The sequence below is a fragment of the Candidatus Arsenophonus phytopathogenicus genome (genome assembly GCF_056113345.1).
Genome location: NZ_JBUIOB010000017.1, coordinates 845,777 through 863,765, shown reverse-complemented (window position 1 = coordinate 863,765; position 17,989 = coordinate 845,777). Strand labels below are relative to the sequence as shown.

25 protein-coding genes, 1 tRNA gene and 6 pseudogenes are annotated in these 17,989 nt (G+C 31.8%); 4 read left to right on the top strand and 28 right to left on the bottom strand.

Going from position 1 to position 17,989, the window contains the following annotated elements:
* Nucleotides 1-117 precede the first annotated feature (117 nt).
* From mutY to AC01GB_RS07900, 4 genes and pseudogenes are all read left to right on the top strand, one after another.
* The gene (gene mutY, locus AC01GB_RS07915; RefSeq protein WP_474451379.1) at nt 118-1,158 is read left to right on the top strand and encodes an A/G-specific adenine glycosylase; all 1,041 of its coding nucleotides are present in this window, start codon (nt 118-120) and stop codon (nt 1,156-1,158) included.
* Nucleotides 1,159-1,183: 25 nt separating this feature from the next.
* Entirely contained in the window at nt 1,184-1,456 is a 273-nt protein-coding gene (locus AC01GB_RS07910) for an oxidative damage protection protein (RefSeq protein ID WP_474451378.1), read from the top strand.
* A gap of 63 nt (nt 1,457-1,519) precedes the next feature.
* Nucleotides 1,520-2,486 (top strand): annotated as a pseudogene (locus AC01GB_RS07905) (murein transglycosylase domain-containing protein).
* Nucleotides 2,487-2,668: 182 nt separating this feature from the next.
* Nucleotides 2,669-2,744 (top strand) — tRNA-Phe (locus tag AC01GB_RS07900).
* 619 nt (nt 2,745-3,363) lie between these two features.
* On the opposite strand, the gene AC01GB_RS07895 is transcribed toward AC01GB_RS07900, so the two are convergent.
* The 28 genes and pseudogenes from AC01GB_RS07895 to AC01GB_RS07765 form a co-directional block, all read right to left on the bottom strand.
* On the bottom strand, nt 3,364-4,131 hold the full coding sequence (locus AC01GB_RS07895; protein WP_474451377.1) for a hypothetical protein: 768 nt from the start codon (nt 4,129-4,131) through the stop codon (nt 3,364-3,366).
* Nucleotides 4,132-4,209: 78 nt separating this feature from the next.
* On the bottom strand, nt 4,210-4,956 hold the full coding sequence (locus AC01GB_RS07890; RefSeq protein ID WP_474451376.1) for a pentapeptide repeat-containing protein: 747 nt from the start codon (nt 4,954-4,956) through the stop codon (nt 4,210-4,212).
* Between the two features lie 41 nt (nt 4,957-4,997).
* Nucleotides 4,998-5,336, bottom strand: a complete 339-nt coding sequence (locus tag AC01GB_RS07885) for a pentapeptide repeat-containing protein (protein WP_474451375.1) — start codon at nt 5,334-5,336, stop codon at nt 4,998-5,000.
* A 5-nt stretch (nt 5,337-5,341) separates the two neighbouring features.
* Nucleotides 5,342-6,322: a hypothetical protein gene (locus tag AC01GB_RS07880; RefSeq protein ID WP_474451374.1), complete on the bottom strand. Its 981-nt coding sequence runs from the start codon at nt 6,320-6,322 to the stop codon at nt 5,342-5,344.
* 18 nt (nt 6,323-6,340) lie between these two features.
* Complete coding sequence (locus tag AC01GB_RS07875) at nt 6,341-6,547, bottom strand: hypothetical protein (protein ID WP_474451373.1); 207 nt, start codon at nt 6,545-6,547, stop codon at nt 6,341-6,343.
* 107 nt (nt 6,548-6,654) lie between these two features.
* On the bottom strand, nt 6,655-7,134 hold the full coding sequence (locus tag AC01GB_RS07870) for a hypothetical protein (RefSeq protein ID WP_474451372.1): 480 nt from the start codon (nt 7,132-7,134) through the stop codon (nt 6,655-6,657).
* A 57-nt stretch (nt 7,135-7,191) separates the two neighbouring features.
* A complete protein-coding gene (locus AC01GB_RS07865; RefSeq protein ID WP_474451371.1) occupies nt 7,192-7,416 on the bottom strand; it encodes a hypothetical protein in 225 nt (74 codons plus the stop codon).
* 84 nt (nt 7,417-7,500) lie between these two features.
* The gene (locus tag AC01GB_RS07860) at nt 7,501-7,839 is read right to left on the bottom strand and encodes a hypothetical protein (RefSeq protein WP_474451370.1); all 339 of its coding nucleotides are present in this window, start codon (nt 7,837-7,839) and stop codon (nt 7,501-7,503) included.
* Entirely contained in the window at nt 7,788-8,264 is a 477-nt protein-coding gene (locus tag AC01GB_RS07855) for a hypothetical protein (protein WP_474451369.1), read from the bottom strand. The genes AC01GB_RS07860 and AC01GB_RS07855 overlap by 52 nt, the downstream gene beginning before the upstream one ends.
* A 502-nt stretch (nt 8,265-8,766) precedes the next feature.
* Nucleotides 8,767-9,039, bottom strand: coding sequence for a hypothetical protein (locus AC01GB_RS07850; protein WP_474451368.1), 273 nt, complete (start codon nt 9,037-9,039; stop codon nt 8,767-8,769).
* A 367-nt stretch (nt 9,040-9,406) separates the two neighbouring features.
* Nucleotides 9,407-9,766 (bottom strand): hypothetical protein, encoded by a 360-nt coding sequence (locus AC01GB_RS07845; protein ID WP_474451367.1) that lies wholly within the window; start codon nt 9,764-9,766, stop codon nt 9,407-9,409.
* A gap of 30 nt (nt 9,767-9,796) precedes the next feature.
* Nucleotides 9,797-10,327 carry a SycD/LcrH family type III secretion system chaperone gene (locus AC01GB_RS07840; protein WP_474451366.1) on the bottom strand — a complete coding sequence of 177 codons (531 nt, stop codon included), beginning with the start codon at nt 10,325-10,327 and terminating at the stop codon, nt 9,797-9,799.
* A gap of 99 nt (nt 10,328-10,426) precedes the next feature.
* On the bottom strand, nt 10,427-10,645 hold the full coding sequence (locus AC01GB_RS07835) for an EscU/YscU/HrcU family type III secretion system export apparatus switch protein (protein WP_474451365.1): 219 nt from the start codon (nt 10,643-10,645) through the stop codon (nt 10,427-10,429).
* A complete protein-coding gene (locus AC01GB_RS07830) occupies nt 10,630-10,767 on the bottom strand; it encodes a hypothetical protein (RefSeq protein WP_474451364.1) in 138 nt (45 codons plus the stop codon). Before AC01GB_RS07830 ends, AC01GB_RS07835 begins: the two co-directional genes overlap by 16 nt.
* Complete coding sequence (locus AC01GB_RS07825) at nt 10,737-10,922, bottom strand: hypothetical protein (protein ID WP_474452421.1); 186 nt, start codon at nt 10,920-10,922, stop codon at nt 10,737-10,739. Before AC01GB_RS07825 ends, AC01GB_RS07830 begins: the two co-directional genes overlap by 31 nt.
* Nucleotides 10,923-10,931: 9 nt before the next feature.
* A pseudogene (locus tag AC01GB_RS07820) lies at nt 10,932-10,991 on the bottom strand (hypothetical protein); the annotation flags it as partial.
* A 190-nt stretch (nt 10,992-11,181) separates the two neighbouring features.
* Nucleotides 11,182-11,262, bottom strand: a complete 81-nt coding sequence (locus tag AC01GB_RS07815; protein ID WP_474452352.1) for a hypothetical protein — start codon at nt 11,260-11,262, stop codon at nt 11,182-11,184.
* 179 nt (nt 11,263-11,441) lie between these two features.
* Nucleotides 11,442-11,552, bottom strand: coding sequence for an EscU/YscU/HrcU family type III secretion system export apparatus switch protein (locus AC01GB_RS07810; protein ID WP_474451363.1), 111 nt, complete (start codon nt 11,550-11,552; stop codon nt 11,442-11,444).
* A gap of 149 nt (nt 11,553-11,701) precedes the next feature.
* Nucleotides 11,702-11,974: a flagellar biosynthetic protein FliR gene (locus AC01GB_RS07805; protein WP_474452351.1), complete on the bottom strand. Its 273-nt coding sequence runs from the start codon at nt 11,972-11,974 to the stop codon at nt 11,702-11,704.
* Complete coding sequence (locus AC01GB_RS07800) at nt 11,937-12,248, bottom strand: flagellar biosynthetic protein FliR (RefSeq protein WP_474452350.1); 312 nt, start codon at nt 12,246-12,248, stop codon at nt 11,937-11,939. The genes AC01GB_RS07805 and AC01GB_RS07800 overlap by 38 nt, the downstream gene beginning before the upstream one ends.
* A 92-nt stretch (nt 12,249-12,340) precedes the next feature.
* Nucleotides 12,341-12,595 carry an EscS/YscS/HrcS family type III secretion system export apparatus protein gene (locus AC01GB_RS07795; protein ID WP_474452349.1) on the bottom strand — a complete coding sequence of 85 codons (255 nt, stop codon included), beginning with the start codon at nt 12,593-12,595 and terminating at the stop codon, nt 12,341-12,343.
* Between the two features lie 24 nt (nt 12,596-12,619).
* Nucleotides 12,620-12,994 (bottom strand): annotated as a pseudogene (locus AC01GB_RS07790) (EscR/YscR/HrcR family type III secretion system export apparatus protein); the annotation flags it as partial.
* Between the two features lie 34 nt (nt 12,995-13,028).
* Nucleotides 13,029-13,817 carry a FliM/FliN family flagellar motor switch protein gene (locus AC01GB_RS07785; protein ID WP_474451362.1) on the bottom strand — a complete coding sequence of 263 codons (789 nt, stop codon included), beginning with the start codon at nt 13,815-13,817 and terminating at the stop codon, nt 13,029-13,031.
* Entirely contained in the window at nt 13,786-14,184 is a 399-nt protein-coding gene (locus tag AC01GB_RS07780) for a hypothetical protein (protein WP_474452348.1), read from the bottom strand. The genes AC01GB_RS07785 and AC01GB_RS07780 overlap by 32 nt, the downstream gene beginning before the upstream one ends.
* Nucleotides 14,185-14,371: 187 nt before the next feature.
* Nucleotides 14,372-15,102, bottom strand: a pseudogene (locus AC01GB_RS07775) (hypothetical protein).
* Between the two features lie 54 nt (nt 15,103-15,156).
* Nucleotides 15,157-15,525 carry a hypothetical protein gene (locus AC01GB_RS07770; protein WP_474451361.1) on the bottom strand — a complete coding sequence of 123 codons (369 nt, stop codon included), beginning with the start codon at nt 15,523-15,525 and terminating at the stop codon, nt 15,157-15,159.
* 191 nt (nt 15,526-15,716) lie between these two features.
* A pseudogene (locus tag AC01GB_RS18100) lies at nt 15,717-15,926 on the bottom strand (InvB/SpaK family type III secretion system chaperone).
* A gap of 17 nt (nt 15,927-15,943) precedes the next feature.
* A pseudogene (locus AC01GB_RS07765) lies at nt 15,944-17,973 on the bottom strand (EscV/YscV/HrcV family type III secretion system export apparatus protein).
* Nucleotides 17,974-17,989: the final 16 nt, after the last annotated feature.

Here is a 17,989-nt window from a genome sequence, read left to right as displayed (position 1 = left end):
TAATATTTGGCTAAAGAGTAAATATTTATTCCTTGCGGAAAAAACAACTAGCAATGATAGCAGCGCTCATATCAAAAGCTACTTTTTATAAAACTGTTTAGGGTAAAGACTTTTTATATGGATACACTGCAATTTTCGCAAGCTGTACTTAACTGGTATCATCGTTATGGGCGCAAAACACTTCCCTGGCAACGAGAAAAATCCTCCTATCACGTCTGGTTATCTGAAATAATGTTGCAGCAAACACAGGTCGCTACCGTGATCCCCTATTTTGAGAAATTTATTAGCCATTTCCCTGACATCATATCTTTAGCCAATGCCCCGCAAGATGAAATCTTACACCTATGGACAGGCCTCGGTTACTATGCCAGAGCCCGCAATTTGCATAAAGCAGCACAACAAATTGTGGCTAAATATGATGGCCATTTCCCCAATAAATTCGAACAAGTTATTTCACTTCCAGGCATCGGACGCTCCACTGCTGGTGCTATTTTATCGTTATCCCAAAACCAACATTTGCCGATCCTGGATGGTAATGTAAAACGCGTGCTTACTCGTTATTATGGAATTGATGGTTGGCCCGGTAAAAAAGAAGTTGAAAACCAACTATGGGCTATCAGTACTCTGTTAACTCCTGCTAATGATGCTCAATATTTTAATCAGGCGATGATGGATATCGGTGCTATGATCTGTAGTCGTAGTAAACCTAAATGCGAACTCTGCCCGTTACAAAAAGGTTGCTATGCTTTTATGAACCACAGCTGGCAAAATTTTCCAGCCAAAAAACCTAAACAGCAAATTCCCACCAAATGTGGCTGGTTTTTGATTCTACAATATGAAAATTCAATTTGGCTGGAAAAGCGTCCTCCTTCTGGTATTTGGGGAGGCTTATATATTTTTCCACAATTTGATACGCTTGATGCACTAAACGAGTGGCTTAATAATTCCGGTATTGTATATAACAAAATTGAGCAATTAATTACATTTCGTCATACCTTTAGCCACTTTCATTTAGATATTATACCTATTTATGTCACTATTAATCAGTTTTCTGCTTGTATGGATGAAACACAAGGACTTTGGTATAACTTACAGCAAGATATAAAAATTGGCTTAGCAGCACCGGTTGAAAACTTACTTAAACAATTTAGATATTAACTTTACCGTTCTGAGGATCCACTTAATGAGTAGAACTATTTTTTGTACTTTTTTACAACGTGAAGCTGAAGGTTTCGATTTTCAGCTTTATCCTGGTGAAATAGGTAAGCGGATTTTTAATCAAATATCTAAAGAAGCCTGGGGACAATGGATGAGCAAACAAACCATGCTGATCAATGAAAAAAAACTTAGCACGATGAATCCTGAAGACCGAAAGCTATTAGAGCAAGAGATGGTAAAATTTCTGTTTGAGGGGCAAGAAATTCATATTGAAGGCTATACCCCGCCTGAAAAATAATTATTAACCCCATCAGAATTTTTTCCATTCTGATGGTTTTTTATCTGACAAACTGCGAATGATATGAAAACGCTGCTGCTCCCTCTGATCATTGTCCAACTTTTGCTGGCTTGCTCCAGTAAAAAAGAGTTCTCATTTCATCCTGAATACATCAAAGATACCAATGGATTTGATATTTTAGTTCAGCAATTTGCTCACAATATTGAGAATATTTGGGGAATTCAGGAAGTGCTGATTGCTGGGCCAAAAGATTATGTCAAATATACCGATCAATACCAAACCCGTAGCCATATTAATTTTGACAGCGGCAGCATCACAATTGAAACCATCGCTGGCGTAGAGCCAAAGGAATACTTAAAAAAAGCCATTGTTACTACTCTATTGATGGGCGATGAGCCAGGCTCCATTGATCTTTACTCTGATATTAATAATATTGCTATCAGTAAAAAGCCATTTTTATATGGACAAGTACTTGATCATACGAATCAACCGATCCGCTGGGAATGGCGAGCAACAAAATTTGCCGACTATCTATTAGAAAATAAATTACAGCGACGTCAGTCAGCAGCAAAATATGGCGTTGATCTTGGCAATTATGCAAATAGAGTCTAGTTTTAATCCTTACGCAGTCAGTCGCTCTGATGCTTTAGGTTTAATGCAAATTATGCCAAACACTGCTGGCAAAGACGTTTTTCGTGCCCAAGGAAAATCAGGCATACCAAACCGCAATTATTTATTTGATCCTGCCAATAATATTGATCTGGGAACCGCCTATTTATCATTGCTACAAAACACTTATTTAGGTGAAATCACTAATGCTACCTCGCGCCGCTATGCGATCATCACTGCCTATAATGGTGGAGCCGGTAGTGTATTAAGAGTATTCCATAAGGATAAAAAGCTGGCAGCACAGATTATTAACCAAATGCCACACGGTGATGTTTACCAAGCATTAGTGACTAAACATCCGGCTGCTCAATCACGTAATTATCTGATTAAAGTAAATAATGCGCAGAAAAATTATCGTTAACAGCCTTTTTACTTAGTTAAGCTGGTACCCTTATAATAAAGGGTACCATTTCTAATCGGCAAAAAAGCTTCGAACACTTTTTATATACCAGTTGTTAAATTGTTGAAAAAAAAGCATAAGAAAGCTTATTGCAATAATTTTAATTGACGAAAATATCATAATCAGGTTTAATGCGCCCTGTTGCCCGGATAGCTCAGTCGGTAGAGCAGAGGATTGAAAATCCTCGTGTCGGTGGTTCGATTCCGCCTCCGGGCACCACATTCCTAGCACAGTCATTGAAACTAAGAATTTTAATTATTTTTGAAATCATACTCAGTTGTATATTGATTTAGTAATTTTACTGCATCCAGACTTACTCCCACAAACTTATCCAACAAAACATAAGAATTATTAGTTAAAGAAATAAATTCCATCATAAACTCAGCAGACTCATCAGCATTAGTCGCTTTTTTATCTTTACTAACTTATCAATTTTAGAGAATAAATCTTTATCTAATTCATCCACATTTTTTGAACAAATGGGTAGTAATTATTTTTTATCGTATTCACAACAGAATTAGCTGAGGCAGCTTGATAGCAAAGTTTAACCAAACCATCTAAGTTAGTATGACTAACATATGCTCTCTACTTAATCTTTGCCAAATACATTTTTAAATAACTTTCCAGATTTGGCATTTTTCCTTGTAATGACTATTGCCAATGCTTGTACGTTCTGATTAGTCAGCTTTATTGCCGCATTAACCCACTACCACATTTGTAAACATTGAGGATGACAGATTAATAAAAACACAGGATGGCATTTTCTAGCAGCTAAGATCAAATAAACCATACCATCCTGCATAAATTTAATTACTCTTCATTAATAAAATAGCATCTTTTAACGCCAGGCCAATGGCTGGATCTTTTGCAAAACATAATTACAGTGCTCTGAAGCATATTTAGTCATTATGTTAGATAAAACCGCAGTACAAGTGAAAATGTTCTCTGTTCCTATTCCTAGTAGTCGATTTTTCCAATCATTGAGTCTATCCTGACCAATCAGTGTTTGATCCAGATTGTGAGCTTTTTCCATTAAAGCGCATGCATAATACCTGAGCATTAGCCGTGATTCTGACTCGGTTCCAAAAATAGCTCTGGATGAATAATGAGTAAAAACGGCAGATAACGCGAATAGATGCTCGGCTTTTTCTCTATCTGTACTTTCTGTTAAATTGTATAAGTTGAGGATCTGGTCATAATTTTGCTTTTTCAAAGTGCAGCCCTGTTGAAAATCAAGCAGACGAGAAAAAATTTTAGTTAACTCCTGTTGAGCAGAGCTATCTATCAGCTTTGTGCTATAAGCATTGGATTGTATAGCCTCAAGGAAAAATTGTTTATATTGGTCATTTAAATCTAAGGCCTCAATTAATTTATTAAACGTTGTCTGATTTTCACTATTAATAAAAGACGCGGCAAAAAGCGGAGAATCATCTTTGTAACATCGACTCAGGTTGTATTCAGTCGGACTCAAACAGTTGCCATCCTGAAAAAGAACAATATGCTCCCATCTTGTATTCAAATCAGGGTGCAGCATATTAATAAACTCATTTTCAGCAACCAATAATACTCTGCCTGGCTTTTTTGGTGATAATAATAGATAATTCATTGCATGTTTGTCTGCCCAGTTTGCATTGCCTTCAGAATCACCAAAAGTGTATTTAATTTCTGGGTGTTGCAGTTGTTGCTAAATTTCAGGTAGTTTTAAATATTTTTCATATAGTTCATTAATTGCCAAATTTTCTACCACATTTATTCCAGCCATTCTGGCCGCTATTATGGTTTGAATAAAAGCACTATTAACGTGGACTGAAGCTAGCAAATGCGGACGTTGGGCGAAATAATTGAAAAAAGGCTTAATTAGTTGAGGGTGGGATTTAAAGTTATTCAGTAGTCCCAAGGAAGAGTCTGTTAGACAATTTTCTATCATTTTATTAATAAAATGGTTAATTTCTTGATTATTGATAAAAATAGGTCTGCCCAAAACCTCTATTAATGGTAACCTGACCTGAAGAAGATTAATGCCAGGACGGTCAAGAGAATGAATAAGTTGCAAAGCCAGTTTAGTTTTTAATTCACGATATCTATCATCTATGCTATCGATACTGGTTAATAAACTACCTTCTAGATTATGAAAATGATTAAGTATCAAATCCAAGGTCTCGTCATTCCATTCAATAAATGGATTAATTGTAAGAGTGCTGTTTAAGAGTGCGCCAGAAAAATCAACAGCTATAATATCTACTCCCGCCAAATTAGCATCTCTAAAATTAATTCTACGCAATAAAGCGCCACTAAAATCAGTTCCTGCTAAGTTAGTACCTGTCAGGCTGACATTTATCAAGTTAGCATTACTGAGATTGCCATTGATTATATTAGTACCGGTTAAATTCGCTTTTGTCAGTTCGGCCCCTGCCAGATTAGCTCCGTGCATATTAGCATGAAGGATTTTGGCATCATTAAGCTTAGCCCCACTTAAGTCACATCAATCATTTCGCTATTACTAAAATTTGCGGCGGATAAGTTAGCATTAGTAAGTTTGCTCTTACTTAGCTTAGTGACTAATAAATTAGCCTTTGTTAAATCGGCATATATCAGATTGGCTGTTAATAACTTAGCATTTGTCAGGTTGGCTTCTGATAAATCCGCGGCATATAAGTTAGTATTTGTCAGGTTGACTTCAGTCAAATTGGCGCCATTTAGCTTAATGCGAATTAGATTAGCCTTAATCAATTTAGACTTAGTTAAATTAGAGCCACTTAGATTAACAAAAGCGCTGTCTATGTTTTGATTAAAACAATGAGAAAGCTTCATGTTACTCAAGTTTTTTTGGATAAATCGATAATCGTATTAGCTTGTCGATTTACTAATAATTTGTCCAATTGCTTAAGCGATATTTTTTCTAATTGAGTTGAAACTGTATCGGATTGAGAAGATAAATTTTTGGCGGCTGCATTAGCACCTTTTCCACCCATACCTTGGGTTTTTAACCAATAAAGACGTTCTCGTATTAAAACCGGTGCTAACTCCAGGTTACCGGCAGCATCTCGTAGGTATTTTCGACCAAAAAGAGCACCGGTTGTAGGATCTACTTGTATCCAAATATCTTTTCCGCGTTCCTGGCCAATGTTAACTACCTGAACGACTTTTGCCAGATCAAAGCGAAAAGCACGTTCAGTATTGAAAGACTCAACTGGTGCAATAGATAACGCTTTAGCTTGCTTATCTAACGCTTCAACCAACGGAGTTAACCCGCTAATTTTCTGTTTTACATTTATAGCGGCATTTTTTAGGTTATTGAGACCTTTTAATCCACTAGTTGCTAACAGTTCAAATCCAGGATCAGCTGAACGGATAAACGCTACACCTATATCAACATAAGCTTTTCTTGGTACACTTTGCATTATATGAGGTAGACCAAATTTGATAAGCTGTTTTCCGCCTTCTTTTAAAGCCTCAGCAATCGTCGCATGTCTTAGCGCAATCCGTAGTGCATCAATAGCGGCTTCACTAGCGGCAATACCAAACCGACGAGCTACTTGAGCACTTTTGCCAGCAAACGGTACAAAACTTAAGATATCGAATAAACCGGCTTCGATCGCCCCATTAGTATCGCCTTTTTGGGCCTCAGTAATACAAGTATAGAATGGAATCAGGCTTAAGAAAAACTCCTCCACTTTTTGCCGGGTTGTTTTTTCATAACCTTCATCTCGCAGTTTTTGACATAATTTTTCACCATGTCGTTTAGCCAACTTTGCGAATAGTATATTCGGCTTATCATTTGCTGCTTTTAAGGGCAAAATGGTCTCTATTTTTAATTAATAATCATTATCATAGCGAGCTAATCCGTCATTCGGAAATAGGTCAAGAATTTTACCTTTATTGAAATCAACCCGTTGTAATCTATAACGTCCTATATCCTGCTCCAGGGTTAATGCATACATCCGTTTTTCGCCATTAAACATACATTGCAACAAATCAATCGATTCGGGTACCCTGGTTACTAACCCATCTGAATTTCTCATTCCTTGTCTTGCTGATGGCGGTAACGGGACACCGTACAAACTATTGGTAGCATCAAATCTGGCCTTTACCAGTTGAATGCCGCCTGTTCAATAAACTTTTGTTCGCTCTATCTAATTGAATTAAACGTCAGGGGGAGCAAGATTTTTTCTGCCTGTTCGGTAAATCTAGCAATTTGTTGGTTCTGTCCGGCAAAAACTTGATTTATATTAGCTAATGAGGTCATCTTTCCCTGTTTATTCGGGTAGTCAACCTCTCTATTGTGATACAAATAATCATATAACCAACTCTCTTCCACATCATGCGCTTTTAATTGTTGGCGGGCAAGCTCTGTTCGGGACTTCCAATTTTGAGATAAAGTAACCAATTTGATAAAGGGATTATTTTGGTCATATTGCGTGAAATAATCAAAATAATTGTGATAAACGTCGGTCATTTCCCGTGTGGTGGTAGCAGTATGTTCTTTATTTAATCGGTCATGGATCATGGCGGGTAATTTGAAGTATTGAACATATTCAGCAGGGACTTTTTTCTCCGCAAGCATCATTTCTAACCATATACCGATATCAATAATCTCATTCAGGCTCATACTATTAAAATCAGCGCCACTTTCACTCAGTAATGCTGTCCCTGCATGGAGATAACCTCACTCTGGTTGATTTATCGCCATTTTTTGCAGTCTTTGTTGTTCATCTAGTTTTTTAGGCTGCAACATCAATGTTGGCATAATACGGTTTAATAGCTGTTGCTGATAATAATCATCAAGCCTCGCATACGGCAAAGTTAATTCGATTTGATTGTGGTGATCATTTTTCAGATCCTCATGACCTAACAGGAAATTCTCTGACGATTTAGTTTGCTCAGTCTGCATTAAACTCCAGCTATCTGATGGAATACCGCCCGCTATAATTTGGTGTAGTTTATCGGTGAACTTGGCTGTCAGAATAAAGGCCTTTTATTGCGTTTGATATTTTTCTATCTGTGCCAGTAGCCAGTTATCCATTGACTCACCAAAGATTGCATATTGTAGCCAATCGGTAATAACTGCCTGTTGACGGCTATAAGAGATTTTTTCACCTTGATTAGCGCCATATTCCCCTAAGGGTTTAAGTAATAACCTGACAAAGGCGGTTATCTTCTCTTCATTATCTTTATAGCGGGTCAAATAGTCAGTGACATGATTTATCAACTCACTGGTTAAAATAATATCGCAAGGTTGACAAGTAATGTAACCCTCCTCGGTTAGTAGACCACATAACAATCTAACCCGTTCATCGTTTTGATATTTTCGCACTCTTCTTCCAGATAAGAAATTAAACCTGGTTGAAATTCAGCAGGAAACTTTAGTTTAATATGATCTCTTTTTGATAATGGTGAATCAATTTCTTTTATATGTCGTAACATATATTCATAAATTGTTGTTATATCAACTTGAGTTCTGCCTCGTTCATCTTTGTAGCTATAAACATAATTTGTTGATATAAGATCATCTAATGATAATTTACCAAATACATGTGAATCGGTTTCATAAATAGATGCTAAAACAGATATTGCATAAATATTTAATGTTTCAATTTCTGGTTCAATAACAGATTTACCACTGTTAAATTTTGTTACTATTCTATCCGATGCATTAATCATTTCATATAATTCTACTTTTTCTGCAACAGTTTTATTTTGCCAACCTTCTACATGCTGTCTAATTATATGTTGGATCATATCTTCTCTTTTAAAATGTATAGGTGTTCTTACTATACTTTTTAATTTATTTTCATATAATGGCTTCAATCATATTTAAGTAGTGATCAGAAACATATTTATCCGTTTGATCGATTAAATTAATTATGTTATCTAATCCATAGATAAACACTTTACTACTATTGTCTGATAGAGAGTAATAAAAATTTTTTTTAATTATATTGTTTAACGCTTGAGTAAATCTAAAAATAGGAAATGTATTTACTGAAAAACCTATAGCACTAAGTTGATGAGCACGAGTAGATTTTTCGGCTATCAACAGTACCTTACGATAAACTTCAATATCATTTTCAATCTCAACTATTTTATTTTCAATTATTTTATATTTCTCTTCATCTGTTTTTAATAACGTTAATTGCTGTCTACAACTGTCTAGTTGTAATTTTTTTATCTTTTACTGTGAGATAATAACTCAACCCAGTTATATTATTTAGATGTTTTATATTATTGTCAGCAGCATTAATTAAATTGAGAACATCAACAAGAATTTCGCTTGAAATCGTTTTTTTAATTGAGTATTACGTATATTTTCTGCTCGATGAGCACTCATTGCATTCATCATTTCAAAATAAGCAGCGATTTCAGTCACTTCCTCTGATGGTACCACTGTTGCCATATTTTCATCTAATCTTTGTTTTGCTGATTTATCGTTTTTCAGCTTATTATTATCACTATCATTGTCTGTTTTTAATTTAACATGATTTATATTAGCAACACTACTAAAGGTTATTTCCATAAATACTCTCTGCTTTATAATATATAATTTTTTAAATAATTAATAATAAAAACCAGTAATAGCATAAATAATATTTATTTTTTATTATGGCAGATACGCATCTGAAAATAGAAATAATTTATACAATTAAGTCAAACATAGCATAATACACTAGTATAAATTTAGCTAAAAAAACTAAAAATCCCCCAATTCCTATCGAAGAAATGGGGCAATAACTATTTATTAGTTATTAAAAAGAAAAATAAAGATGCAGTTTATTTTTCTATAGGGACGAAGAAGATTCTATTTGAAATTTAATCATTATTATCGCAATTCCTAGTCTTAATATACTGTTTAAAATAAATTAGATACACATTAACGCTTATTTTTAGTTACCATTAAACAATTCAATTCTGAGTTTTAATTTATCTCCTTGAAGATCGACACTAATTTTTTGCATTTCAGCTAATACTAATAATAAATTACCTTTTTCTGACAGCGAAAATTTAGGCTTTCTAATCTGCGGAATATCTATTGAATTATCAGATACATTTTTATTGTTAAACTCTGATGCTAAAATTAATTCTAATTTAGCTTTATTATTTAATTGAATACTTTCTTTGGGAGAAATAGTAATTTTATCTTTAATAACGATGGCAATTTCATTAAAATGATCAGCATCAACATTTTCATTATTAAATTTATTAGAAAAATTTTTTCTTATATTAAATGTATCTGTCTCTCCCATATAATAACTCCTAATTAAAAATATAAAAAATTAAGAAATTGAAGTTTCTGTTTTAACTTCTGTTTCTGATAATCTAGCTTCTTTAATAACTTTTCGATAAACTTCCGCTTTTTTTACTAATTTAACGTCGGTACTTTCATTACAAACTAAATCAAAACAATAAAGTGCCTTAGCAATATCTCCCATTTGCAAATGGCATTGGCCTGAATAAAAAACCGGGCAATGATTGTTTTTTGCCATTACGTAAGATAAAGCATAAATATCACAGGCTTTAGCATAATCCTTTTTAAGCTGATAAACAACACCTAAGCCAATGAAATAATCAGAATTTTTTAAATCGTACATACATAGAAATTTAAAAAACTTTTCAGCTTCATCAAGCCTACCTTGTTGATAAAATTCATAAGCATGCGCATAAATATTCTCTATAACATTCTCATCTATTTCATAAATATCTTTTAGTGTGGCACCCGTATTCATAACGGTCAGAATAGTTTCTTCAAGACCAAAACTATCTTGTTCATTCTGAGTAAGAGATATATTTTCATTATTATAGGGCATAGTAAATCTCCTGAATTGCTATTAGCATTCATTTTCACAATTAAAACAGATAAATAAATCGTGTTCACATAAATAACGCTCATAAAAAATGTTAACTCTTTATGTAACCTCGCTATCCCACTCATCTTCAACTTTTTGCAACCAACTTAAAATTTTAATTATTTCACCAATTTCCTCTAAATTAATAAAGGAATAAAGTTGATGGGTATTATATATTCGACGCGCTAATGCAATATTTTCTATTACCGGCACGCTCTCTTTTCCAGCATAGGCACGAGCAGCAAGTGCTCGTTGATTCTTCTCTAATACTGAGACCATTGTATAGCAACTATTTGCGGATTTAGATAGATACCAATAATGACATGTGTTGGATTAGCAATCATAAATTTTGAACTCTTAATATCTCTTTTTACTTGTTCAGATAAAATCTCGATATGCAATTCTTTTCTTTTTGATTTGATTTGATTTGATTTGATTTGATTTGATTTGATTTGATTTGATTTGATTTGATTTGATTTGATTTGATTTGATTTGATTTGATTTCAGGATTTCTTTCCTGTTCTTTATGTTCACGTTTAACTTCATTTTTATCCATCTTTAAATCTTTAATATGAATAAAATACTCTGCAACAGAATCTAAAATCAAGACAATAATAGATGACAATAATAAAATAACGATAAAATCGATAAATAACGTTTTCCATACTAAAAAAATATCTTAAATATTTAAATAAATTTGAGCAAAAATAATTTTTTTATTATTACCCCAATAAATATATGTAACAATAAAAAATACTAAGATAAATAAAAATTTTTTAATGAAGTCTTTTATCGTTCTAATATTGAATATTTTTTTAATTCCATTGAATAGGATTTAAAGTATTAAAATCTAATTTTAATACTTTAGTTGCAATTTTAAATCCTGTCTGTGCCATCGTCATAAGCATAATAATTAATATACATAAAAAAGAAAAAGTAAAAAAATCTTTAATGCCGAAAATAAAAGGACAAAAGTATAATTTAATGGTGTAATACGATGATTATTTTTTTAATGTATTCGCCAAAATATCTATTATGGCTGTGAAATTAATATAATTTGTCAAATATAAACAACCTAAAAAATAAAAAAACTGATAACTAAATCTTTACTTTTAAAAATTTTTCCTTTTTGAGCTGCATCTTTTAACTTCTTGGGCGTTGGTTTTTCAGTTTTATTTGCTGACATAGTATTCCATTAGATACTGTTTTCAATTAATTTAAAAGATATTTGCTGCATGACTAATACCGTTTCTCTAAAAGATGAAGAAAAACAGATCATCAGTATATAAAAAAAATTAGACTTTTAACAGTTAAAGCAATAGAAAATGGATTTAATTAAGGTGCATATCGACCAAGTAACCCAAGCATAATTTCAGTGGCAAAAAAAATAATAATTAATGGACTCGTTAACATTATCGCTTTTGAAATTGCATAAGAAAGAAAAGTTAAAATATTTGAAACTGATGGCAATTCCATTGAAAAAGGTAGCCACAAACGATAACTATAATTATAAATTTCTAAAATAATTATAACTCCACCATTAGCTAAAAATAGTATCACCGAAAATAAATTAAAAAAAATTAGCCAGCTCGGATATATACACACCATTAATAGGGTCAATACTACTACCTAATGTCGCTCCTCTTTGATTATCAATAATATTTCCTGCTATTTGTAAAACACAAAAAGGTAAAGAAATAAAAATAGCAATCATTAATCCAATAATAATTTCTTTTAGCAAGATGACTAAATAATTGATCGATTCAAATTGAGGTAAATCATATGCATCATATAGCCATACACCCATAGCAATAAATAGTGAAAGAGGAAATTTAATCGTAGAGGATAGAATATTATTAGATAAAATGGAATAATAGAAAATATTGGAAAAATACGCGAAGCTACGACAGCTAAATGAGACAAAAAATTATATATATTAAAATAAAAATTAGTATCTATATGCATAATATTAAATCACGATAGTGCTAGCTTAATAACTTCATGAGCATAACTTAAGAGAACTTCGCTATACCAACCTGATAGTAAATATAAACATCCCATTACACCAATCAATTTTAATCCAAAAGGCAATGTCTGCTCTTGTAGCTGAGTTATCGTCTGAAAAAGCCCAACAATTAGCCCAATAATAGTAGCGACGATGACCGGAAATAATGAAAAGATCAATATTAAATATAATACCTTATTACTTGCAAAAATTATATTACTCATAAACTTTTCATATTGATCATAATTTCCATCATTCGACTTTTGATGTAACTTATCAAAAAATGACACTAATTCTTTATCTGAATATTTTATTAAATAATTTTTATATCCACCCAATCCAGAGTTTACTGAATTAATAATAGAATCAATATCTTTATAATCTATATTAATCTTATTAAATTCTTGATAACTGGTTTTCACTACAGGCAGTAGCACAAAAAATGACAACATTAATGCAACACCATTTAATACTATATTAGAAGGAATTTTCTGTAGCCCTAAAGCGTTCCTAGCCATAATAAAAACAATAGAAAATTTTATATAGCATGTGCCAGTCGCTATAATAAATGGTAATAAGGCTGAAAATGCCAATAGGGTAATCAGAGAAATATCATTATTCATAATTTCTACTTTTATTTTCTTTATTAACAATTGTTTATTTTTCGTTATGAAATAAATCAGTGATCTCTACACCCAATCTATTTTCAATCCAAATTATCTTTCCTTTTGCAATTAAAACCCCATTAGCAACAATTTTAATATTATTTTCTGCGGCTAAGTCACATGGTAGTACCTTACCTTGAAAAATACTTTCCAATTCTAATAAAGGAATTTTATTTTTCTGTAAAATATATTCAAGTGTAATGGGAATATAACCTTTAGAGCTTAACTTATTGCTAGATTCTATTAGATTATCATCGTCATTGATTGTATTATTAATACTTAATTTATTGGCAATATTTTCTTTTTTTATAACTCTATCTTCATGTTTTATAAGGTGTATCTGGCCAGATTTTTTATCAGTTGGAACATATTTTTTATGATTACTAAAGTTATCATTTTTTACTTCCTCTATATTTCCTGAAGCTTTGAATATTGACTGATTACTTATTATAATATTTTCTATGCTAACATCAGATAATCTTAAAGAAATATTATAAAATTGATTATCTACTATTGTATTATCTTTTTCTTCATTTTTCATTAAGATATCAGTTTCATGAACATCACTAAGATAGTTAACTTCATCAAGATCATAGCTATATCTACCATCATGAAATATAGTATTATCATATAATAAATTAATATTATTAGTTTTTGACAAATCGATTTTAGATAATGGTTTGCTATTTTTTATATTTTCTTTAATAATGTCATCTAATGAGCATGTTCCATTTTTCTTTGATTGTATATTAAAATTTTTTATTGAACTGACTTTTGGCATAAAGAATTTCCTTTATTTCATTTTCTTCAATAAGATATTTCCTTTGAATAATTTTAACCATATATTTTTTCAATAAAAAAATATACTTTTCGCTTTTCATATGTAAAATTTTTTTAGTATTTAATTTTTCTTTCTTTTCTAAAATAACAAGTTGATGATCAGCTTGCTTTTTTGCTTTCTCCAATTTTAAATCTATTAATTTATGATTAAATACCGCTTGTTTTCTTTTTATTGAAAACAACTCATCTTTTGATAATAATCCTACGTTATTAATATCTGCCAATAAATTATTAATAAATAAAATTTCTTTATTGATTTCCTTTATCTCATTTTCAATTATCATTATTTTATTATCTAAGTTTTTCAGTCAAATATCGTTCTGATTTATTTTTTGACATATTAAAGTATGCTTTTTTTTATATTACGATAGAATCTCATACATCTCTTGTTTTATTGATTCAAAGGATTTTTTCATCTGGAGATTGTATAAGCCAACTATTTATTTTATTATATTTATATAACATTTCATCATTTTCACGGTTTTCGCTTTCTTTTTATTCGCCTAAATCAATAAATATTTTCAATTCTTCAATTTTACTTAAAATTTTTCTAACTTGAGCGGCATGATTCAAATGTTGTTGATCACATATGTGAGAAGCTACACGACTTATACTTTGTAGAATACTAATAGCAGGGTAATGACTCTTTTCTGCCAATTTACGATTTAAATAAATGTGTCCATCAAGAATAGAACAAATCTCTTCTGCAATCGGATCAGGTTCATCATCACTTTCTAATAATATAGTATAAAATGCCCTTATTCCCCCTTTTTGTGTAAGCCCTGGCCGTTCCAATAATTTTGGCAATGCTTCAAATACAGAGGCAGGATATCCGCGTCTGGCTGGCGGTTCTCCTGCGGCTAATGCAACGTCGCGTAATGCTCTGGAATAACAGGTTATTGAATCTAAAACAGTACTACGTTACTTCCTGCATCGCGAAAATATTCTACGATTGTTGTAGCAACCAGAGCAGCATTTACCCGATCTATTGAAGAGTAATCAGAAGTGGCGTAAACGATAACACATTTATCAATATGACCAATTTGTTTCAGTGTATCGACAAATTCAGTCAACTCACGCCCCCGTTCACCAATTAATGCGATAACAAAAATATCTGCACTGGCATGTTGTATCATCATATGTATCAGTGATGTTTTTCCACATCCAGCAGAAACAAAAATACCCAATCGTTGACCAATTCCACAGGTAATTAGCCCATCGATCACTTTAATACTGGTTACAAATGGATGTTGTATTGGTTTTCTTTGCAAATAATTTGGTTAACTTTGGTTGATCCCACGCTTTTCATTAGTTAATAAACCACTTTTTTCTTTAAAACCTTCAGCAATGTCTCCCATTGAATTTATGACACAACCTAATAAATCTGATGAAAGTTTTATGGTAAAATGTTCTTTTGATGGAATAATAACACTCTCTTTTGAGATCCCTACCGATTCACCAATTAGCCCTAGTATTACAGTATCTTTTCGAAAACCAAGAACTTGTGCCTTAGCAATAATTTTTGTGTCTCGCCAATTTTTATGAATATGGCAAATTTCACCAATTTCACAATCGGCAATATTGGCTTCAATCACTGTTCCTAATAGCGACTGAATTTTATATATTCTATGGCTTAAAGTATCATTCATTAACAAAGCATCTCTGAATAATTATTTATTAAGTGGAAGAATTCCTCTAACGCCACAGAAAAGCTGGATCCATCGACTAAATATGCAGGAGCTACGACGCCTGCCAAATTAATATATTGATTACGACAAACTAATTGTAACTGTTTTGTCACGGTAAACAGGCATTCTTCCATTAATTTATTTAATATCTTTTAGCTTAATTGACAAATCAAATTACTGCTCACTTCGCAAAGAGGGCTCCACAGCCATACACAATTATCATCAATACTTATATTGATATCTCATGAATCACTAAATTCTAATGTAATCGTTGAATGTCCATCAAAATCAGAAATTAAATTTTTATCACAACCGCTATGTGCCAGCGCATCACGAACTAATAAGGCAATATCAATATGCATACTCTCTCCATTTAGTTTTAAATCGTTCTCAATACATTTACGGAAACCGTTTCTGTTAATTCACCAAAAGAAATAACATCCACATTGTTAAATTTATTTTCAATAAACTTTTTAAAAATCTTCTAATATCAACTGAACATAAAATAACAAAATCATTATAAGATATAACGGCATGCTATCTAATGCTAATGATATTTTATCTAATAAATATTCAGATTCTTTAGGTTCTAAATTCAAAAAAGCACCAGCCGAGGTATTTCGTATATTACTCCAAATAACCTCTTCATTTTCATTTGATAATAAAATAACGTTTAAATTATTTCCTCGCGAAAATTTATGACAAATATATCTTCCTAATGCACTACGAATATGTTCGACAAGTAAAATAACATCTTTCTCTTTTGGCGTCCATTGTGCAAGAGTTTCCATAATTAATTTCATGTTTTTTATTGATATTTTTTCATTAATTAGCCGTTGTAATATTTCTGCTATTCTTTGAATAGTTGCATGCCTTACGACTTCCTTAATAAGATCTGGATAACTTTCTTCTAAATTATCAATTTCTTGCTTAGCTTCTTGTATACCAAAATATTCGTGTACATAACGAGTGAGTATATTGGCTAAATTAAAATAAATTTCATCTATATAATGGCGACATAAATAGCTTATTTCTTTTATTTTTTCATAATCCTTTTCATTTATCCAAATATCATTATTAATAGTAATTTTGTCGATCCCAAGATGTTCAATTTCATCTGCCTTATTAATAAGACGATATCCATCGTATCTAATATAAAATTGATCTTCTTTTATTTCATTAATTAACAGCACTATGGTATTTTCTTCTAAATCATCAGAATCACTTATTATGATATCAGGCAAATTTATTCCATAATCTAGATAAAATTTCTTTTTTAATTTGACAGAAATATTTTCTTTTTTTTAAATTTTCAATTACGCTTTTATTAACAACCAAAATTAAAGGGATCGTTTCATTTGTTTTTTTATTAATCACCCCTTGATTATCTATCTCTAAGTCCGTTATTTCATTTTTTTCAATCAATGCCGTATCTTCTTTATTTGGTTTATTTCCTTTGAATTGAAGATAATACATGCTAGCTAATATTGCCGAAATCAATAAAAAAACAATAAAAGGAAAGCCAGGTAAACTGCCAATGCTCAATGCAATAATTGCTGAAATAATCAAAAAATTAAAGGATTAGTTAATAACTGGTTAATGATCGTTCTACCTAAGTTTTCATTATCACCATTAACTCTGGTAACAACAAAACCTGCCGCAACCGCTATTAATAAAGCAGGGATTTGTGCAACCAATCCATCACCGACCGTCAAAATCGTATAGGTTGCTAAAGCATGCGAAAAATCCATATGATGTTGGCTAATACCAACACTAATGCCGCCAATAAAATTTATGAAGATAATAATAATACTCGCAATTGCATCACCTTTGATAAATTTCATTGCACCATCAAAAGATCCATACAGCTGGCTTTCCCGTTCGACAACACTGCGCCGACGTTTAGCTTCTTCGGCATCAATAATACTAGAGCGTAGATCAGCATCGATACTCATTTGTTTGCCTGGCATACCATCCAGAGAAAAACGGGCAGCAACTTCTGCAACACGTTCTGAACCTTTGGTAATAACCATAAATTGTACAATAGTAACTATGGCAAAAATGACAAACCCAACCACTAAATTATCAGCAATAACAAATTGCCCAAATACAGCGACAATTTCCCCCTGCATCAGCTTCACTTAATATTAATCGACTTGTACTTACGGTTAGGGATAATCTAAATAATGTGGTTATCAATAAAATGGCAGGAAATGATGAAAAATTTAGTATTCTATTTACATAAAATGAAGATAAAAATACTAATGCGGATAAAATAATATTTAACGCGATTAAAAAATCAACTAAATATGTAGGTAAAGGAATTACCAACATCGAAATGATGACAAAAACTAAAATTAATACAAACAACTCTGAATGTCTTTTTATTTCATTTAGAAATTTATTCATATTTACTCAAATATTA

Excerpts from the sequence above, each read along its gene's own strand:
- mutY (WP_474451379.1), top strand. The coding sequence starts at position 118 with ATGGATACACTGCAATTTTCGCAAGCTGTACTTAACTGGTATCATCGT.
- AC01GB_RS07910 (WP_474451378.1), top strand. The coding sequence starts at position 1,184 with ATGAGTAGAACTATTTTTTGTACTTTTTTACAACGTGAAGCTGAAGGT.
- AC01GB_RS07895 (WP_474451377.1), bottom strand. The coding sequence starts at position 4,131 with ATGAATTATCTATTATTATCACCAAAAAAGCCAGGCAGAGTATTATTG.
- AC01GB_RS07890 (WP_474451376.1), bottom strand. The coding sequence starts at position 4,956 with ATGCACGGAGCTAATCTGGCAGGGGCCGAACTGACAAAAGCGAATTTA.
- AC01GB_RS07885 (WP_474451375.1), bottom strand. The coding sequence starts at position 5,336 with ATGAAGCTTTCTCATTGTTTTAATCAAAACATAGACAGCGCTTTTGTT.
- AC01GB_RS07875 (WP_474451373.1), bottom strand. The coding sequence starts at position 6,547 with ATGAGAAATTCAGATGGGTTAGTAACCAGGGTACCCGAATCGATTGAT.
- AC01GB_RS07870 (WP_474451372.1), bottom strand. The coding sequence starts at position 7,134 with ATGAGCCTGAATGAGATTATTGATATCGGTATATGGTTAGAAATGATG.
- AC01GB_RS07865 (WP_474451371.1), bottom strand. The coding sequence starts at position 7,416 with ATGCAGACTGAGCAAACTAAATCGTCAGAGAATTTCCTGTTAGGTCAT.
- AC01GB_RS07855 (WP_474451369.1), bottom strand. The coding sequence starts at position 8,264 with ATGATCCAACATATAATTAGACAGCATGTAGAAGGTTGGCAAAATAAA.
- AC01GB_RS07850 (WP_474451368.1), bottom strand. The coding sequence starts at position 9,039 with ATGGAAATAACCTTTAGTAGTGTTGCTAATATAAATCATGTTAAATTA.
- AC01GB_RS07845 (WP_474451367.1), bottom strand. The coding sequence starts at position 9,766 with ATGGGAGAGACAGATACATTTAATATAAGAAAAAATTTTTCTAATAAA.
- AC01GB_RS07840 (WP_474451366.1), bottom strand. The coding sequence starts at position 10,327 with ATGCCCTATAATAATGAAAATATATCTCTTACTCAGAATGAACAAGAT.
- AC01GB_RS07835 (WP_474451365.1), bottom strand. The coding sequence starts at position 10,645 with ATGGTCTCAGTATTAGAGAAGAATCAACGAGCACTTGCTGCTCGTGCC.
- AC01GB_RS07825 (WP_474452421.1), bottom strand. The coding sequence starts at position 10,922 with ATGGATAAAAATGAAGTTAAACGTGAACATAAAGAACAGGAAAGAAAT.
- AC01GB_RS07815 (WP_474452352.1), bottom strand. The coding sequence starts at position 11,262 with ATGGCACAGACAGGATTTAAAATTGCAACTAAAGTATTAAAATTAGAT.
- AC01GB_RS07810 (WP_474451363.1), bottom strand. The coding sequence starts at position 11,552 with ATGTCAGCAAATAAAACTGAAAAACCAACGCCCAAGAAGTTAAAAGAT.
- AC01GB_RS07805 (WP_474452351.1), bottom strand. The coding sequence starts at position 11,974 with ATGGTGTGTATATATCCGAGCTGGCTAATTTTTTTTAATTTATTTTCG.
- AC01GB_RS07795 (WP_474452349.1), bottom strand. The coding sequence starts at position 12,595 with ATGAGTAATATAATTTTTGCAAGTAATAAGGTATTATATTTAATATTG.
- AC01GB_RS07785 (WP_474451362.1), bottom strand. The coding sequence starts at position 13,817 with ATGCCAAAAGTCAGTTCAATAAAAAATTTTAATATACAATCAAAGAAA.
- AC01GB_RS07770 (WP_474451361.1), bottom strand. The coding sequence starts at position 15,525 with ATGAATGATACTTTAAGCCATAGAATATATAAAATTCAGTCGCTATTA.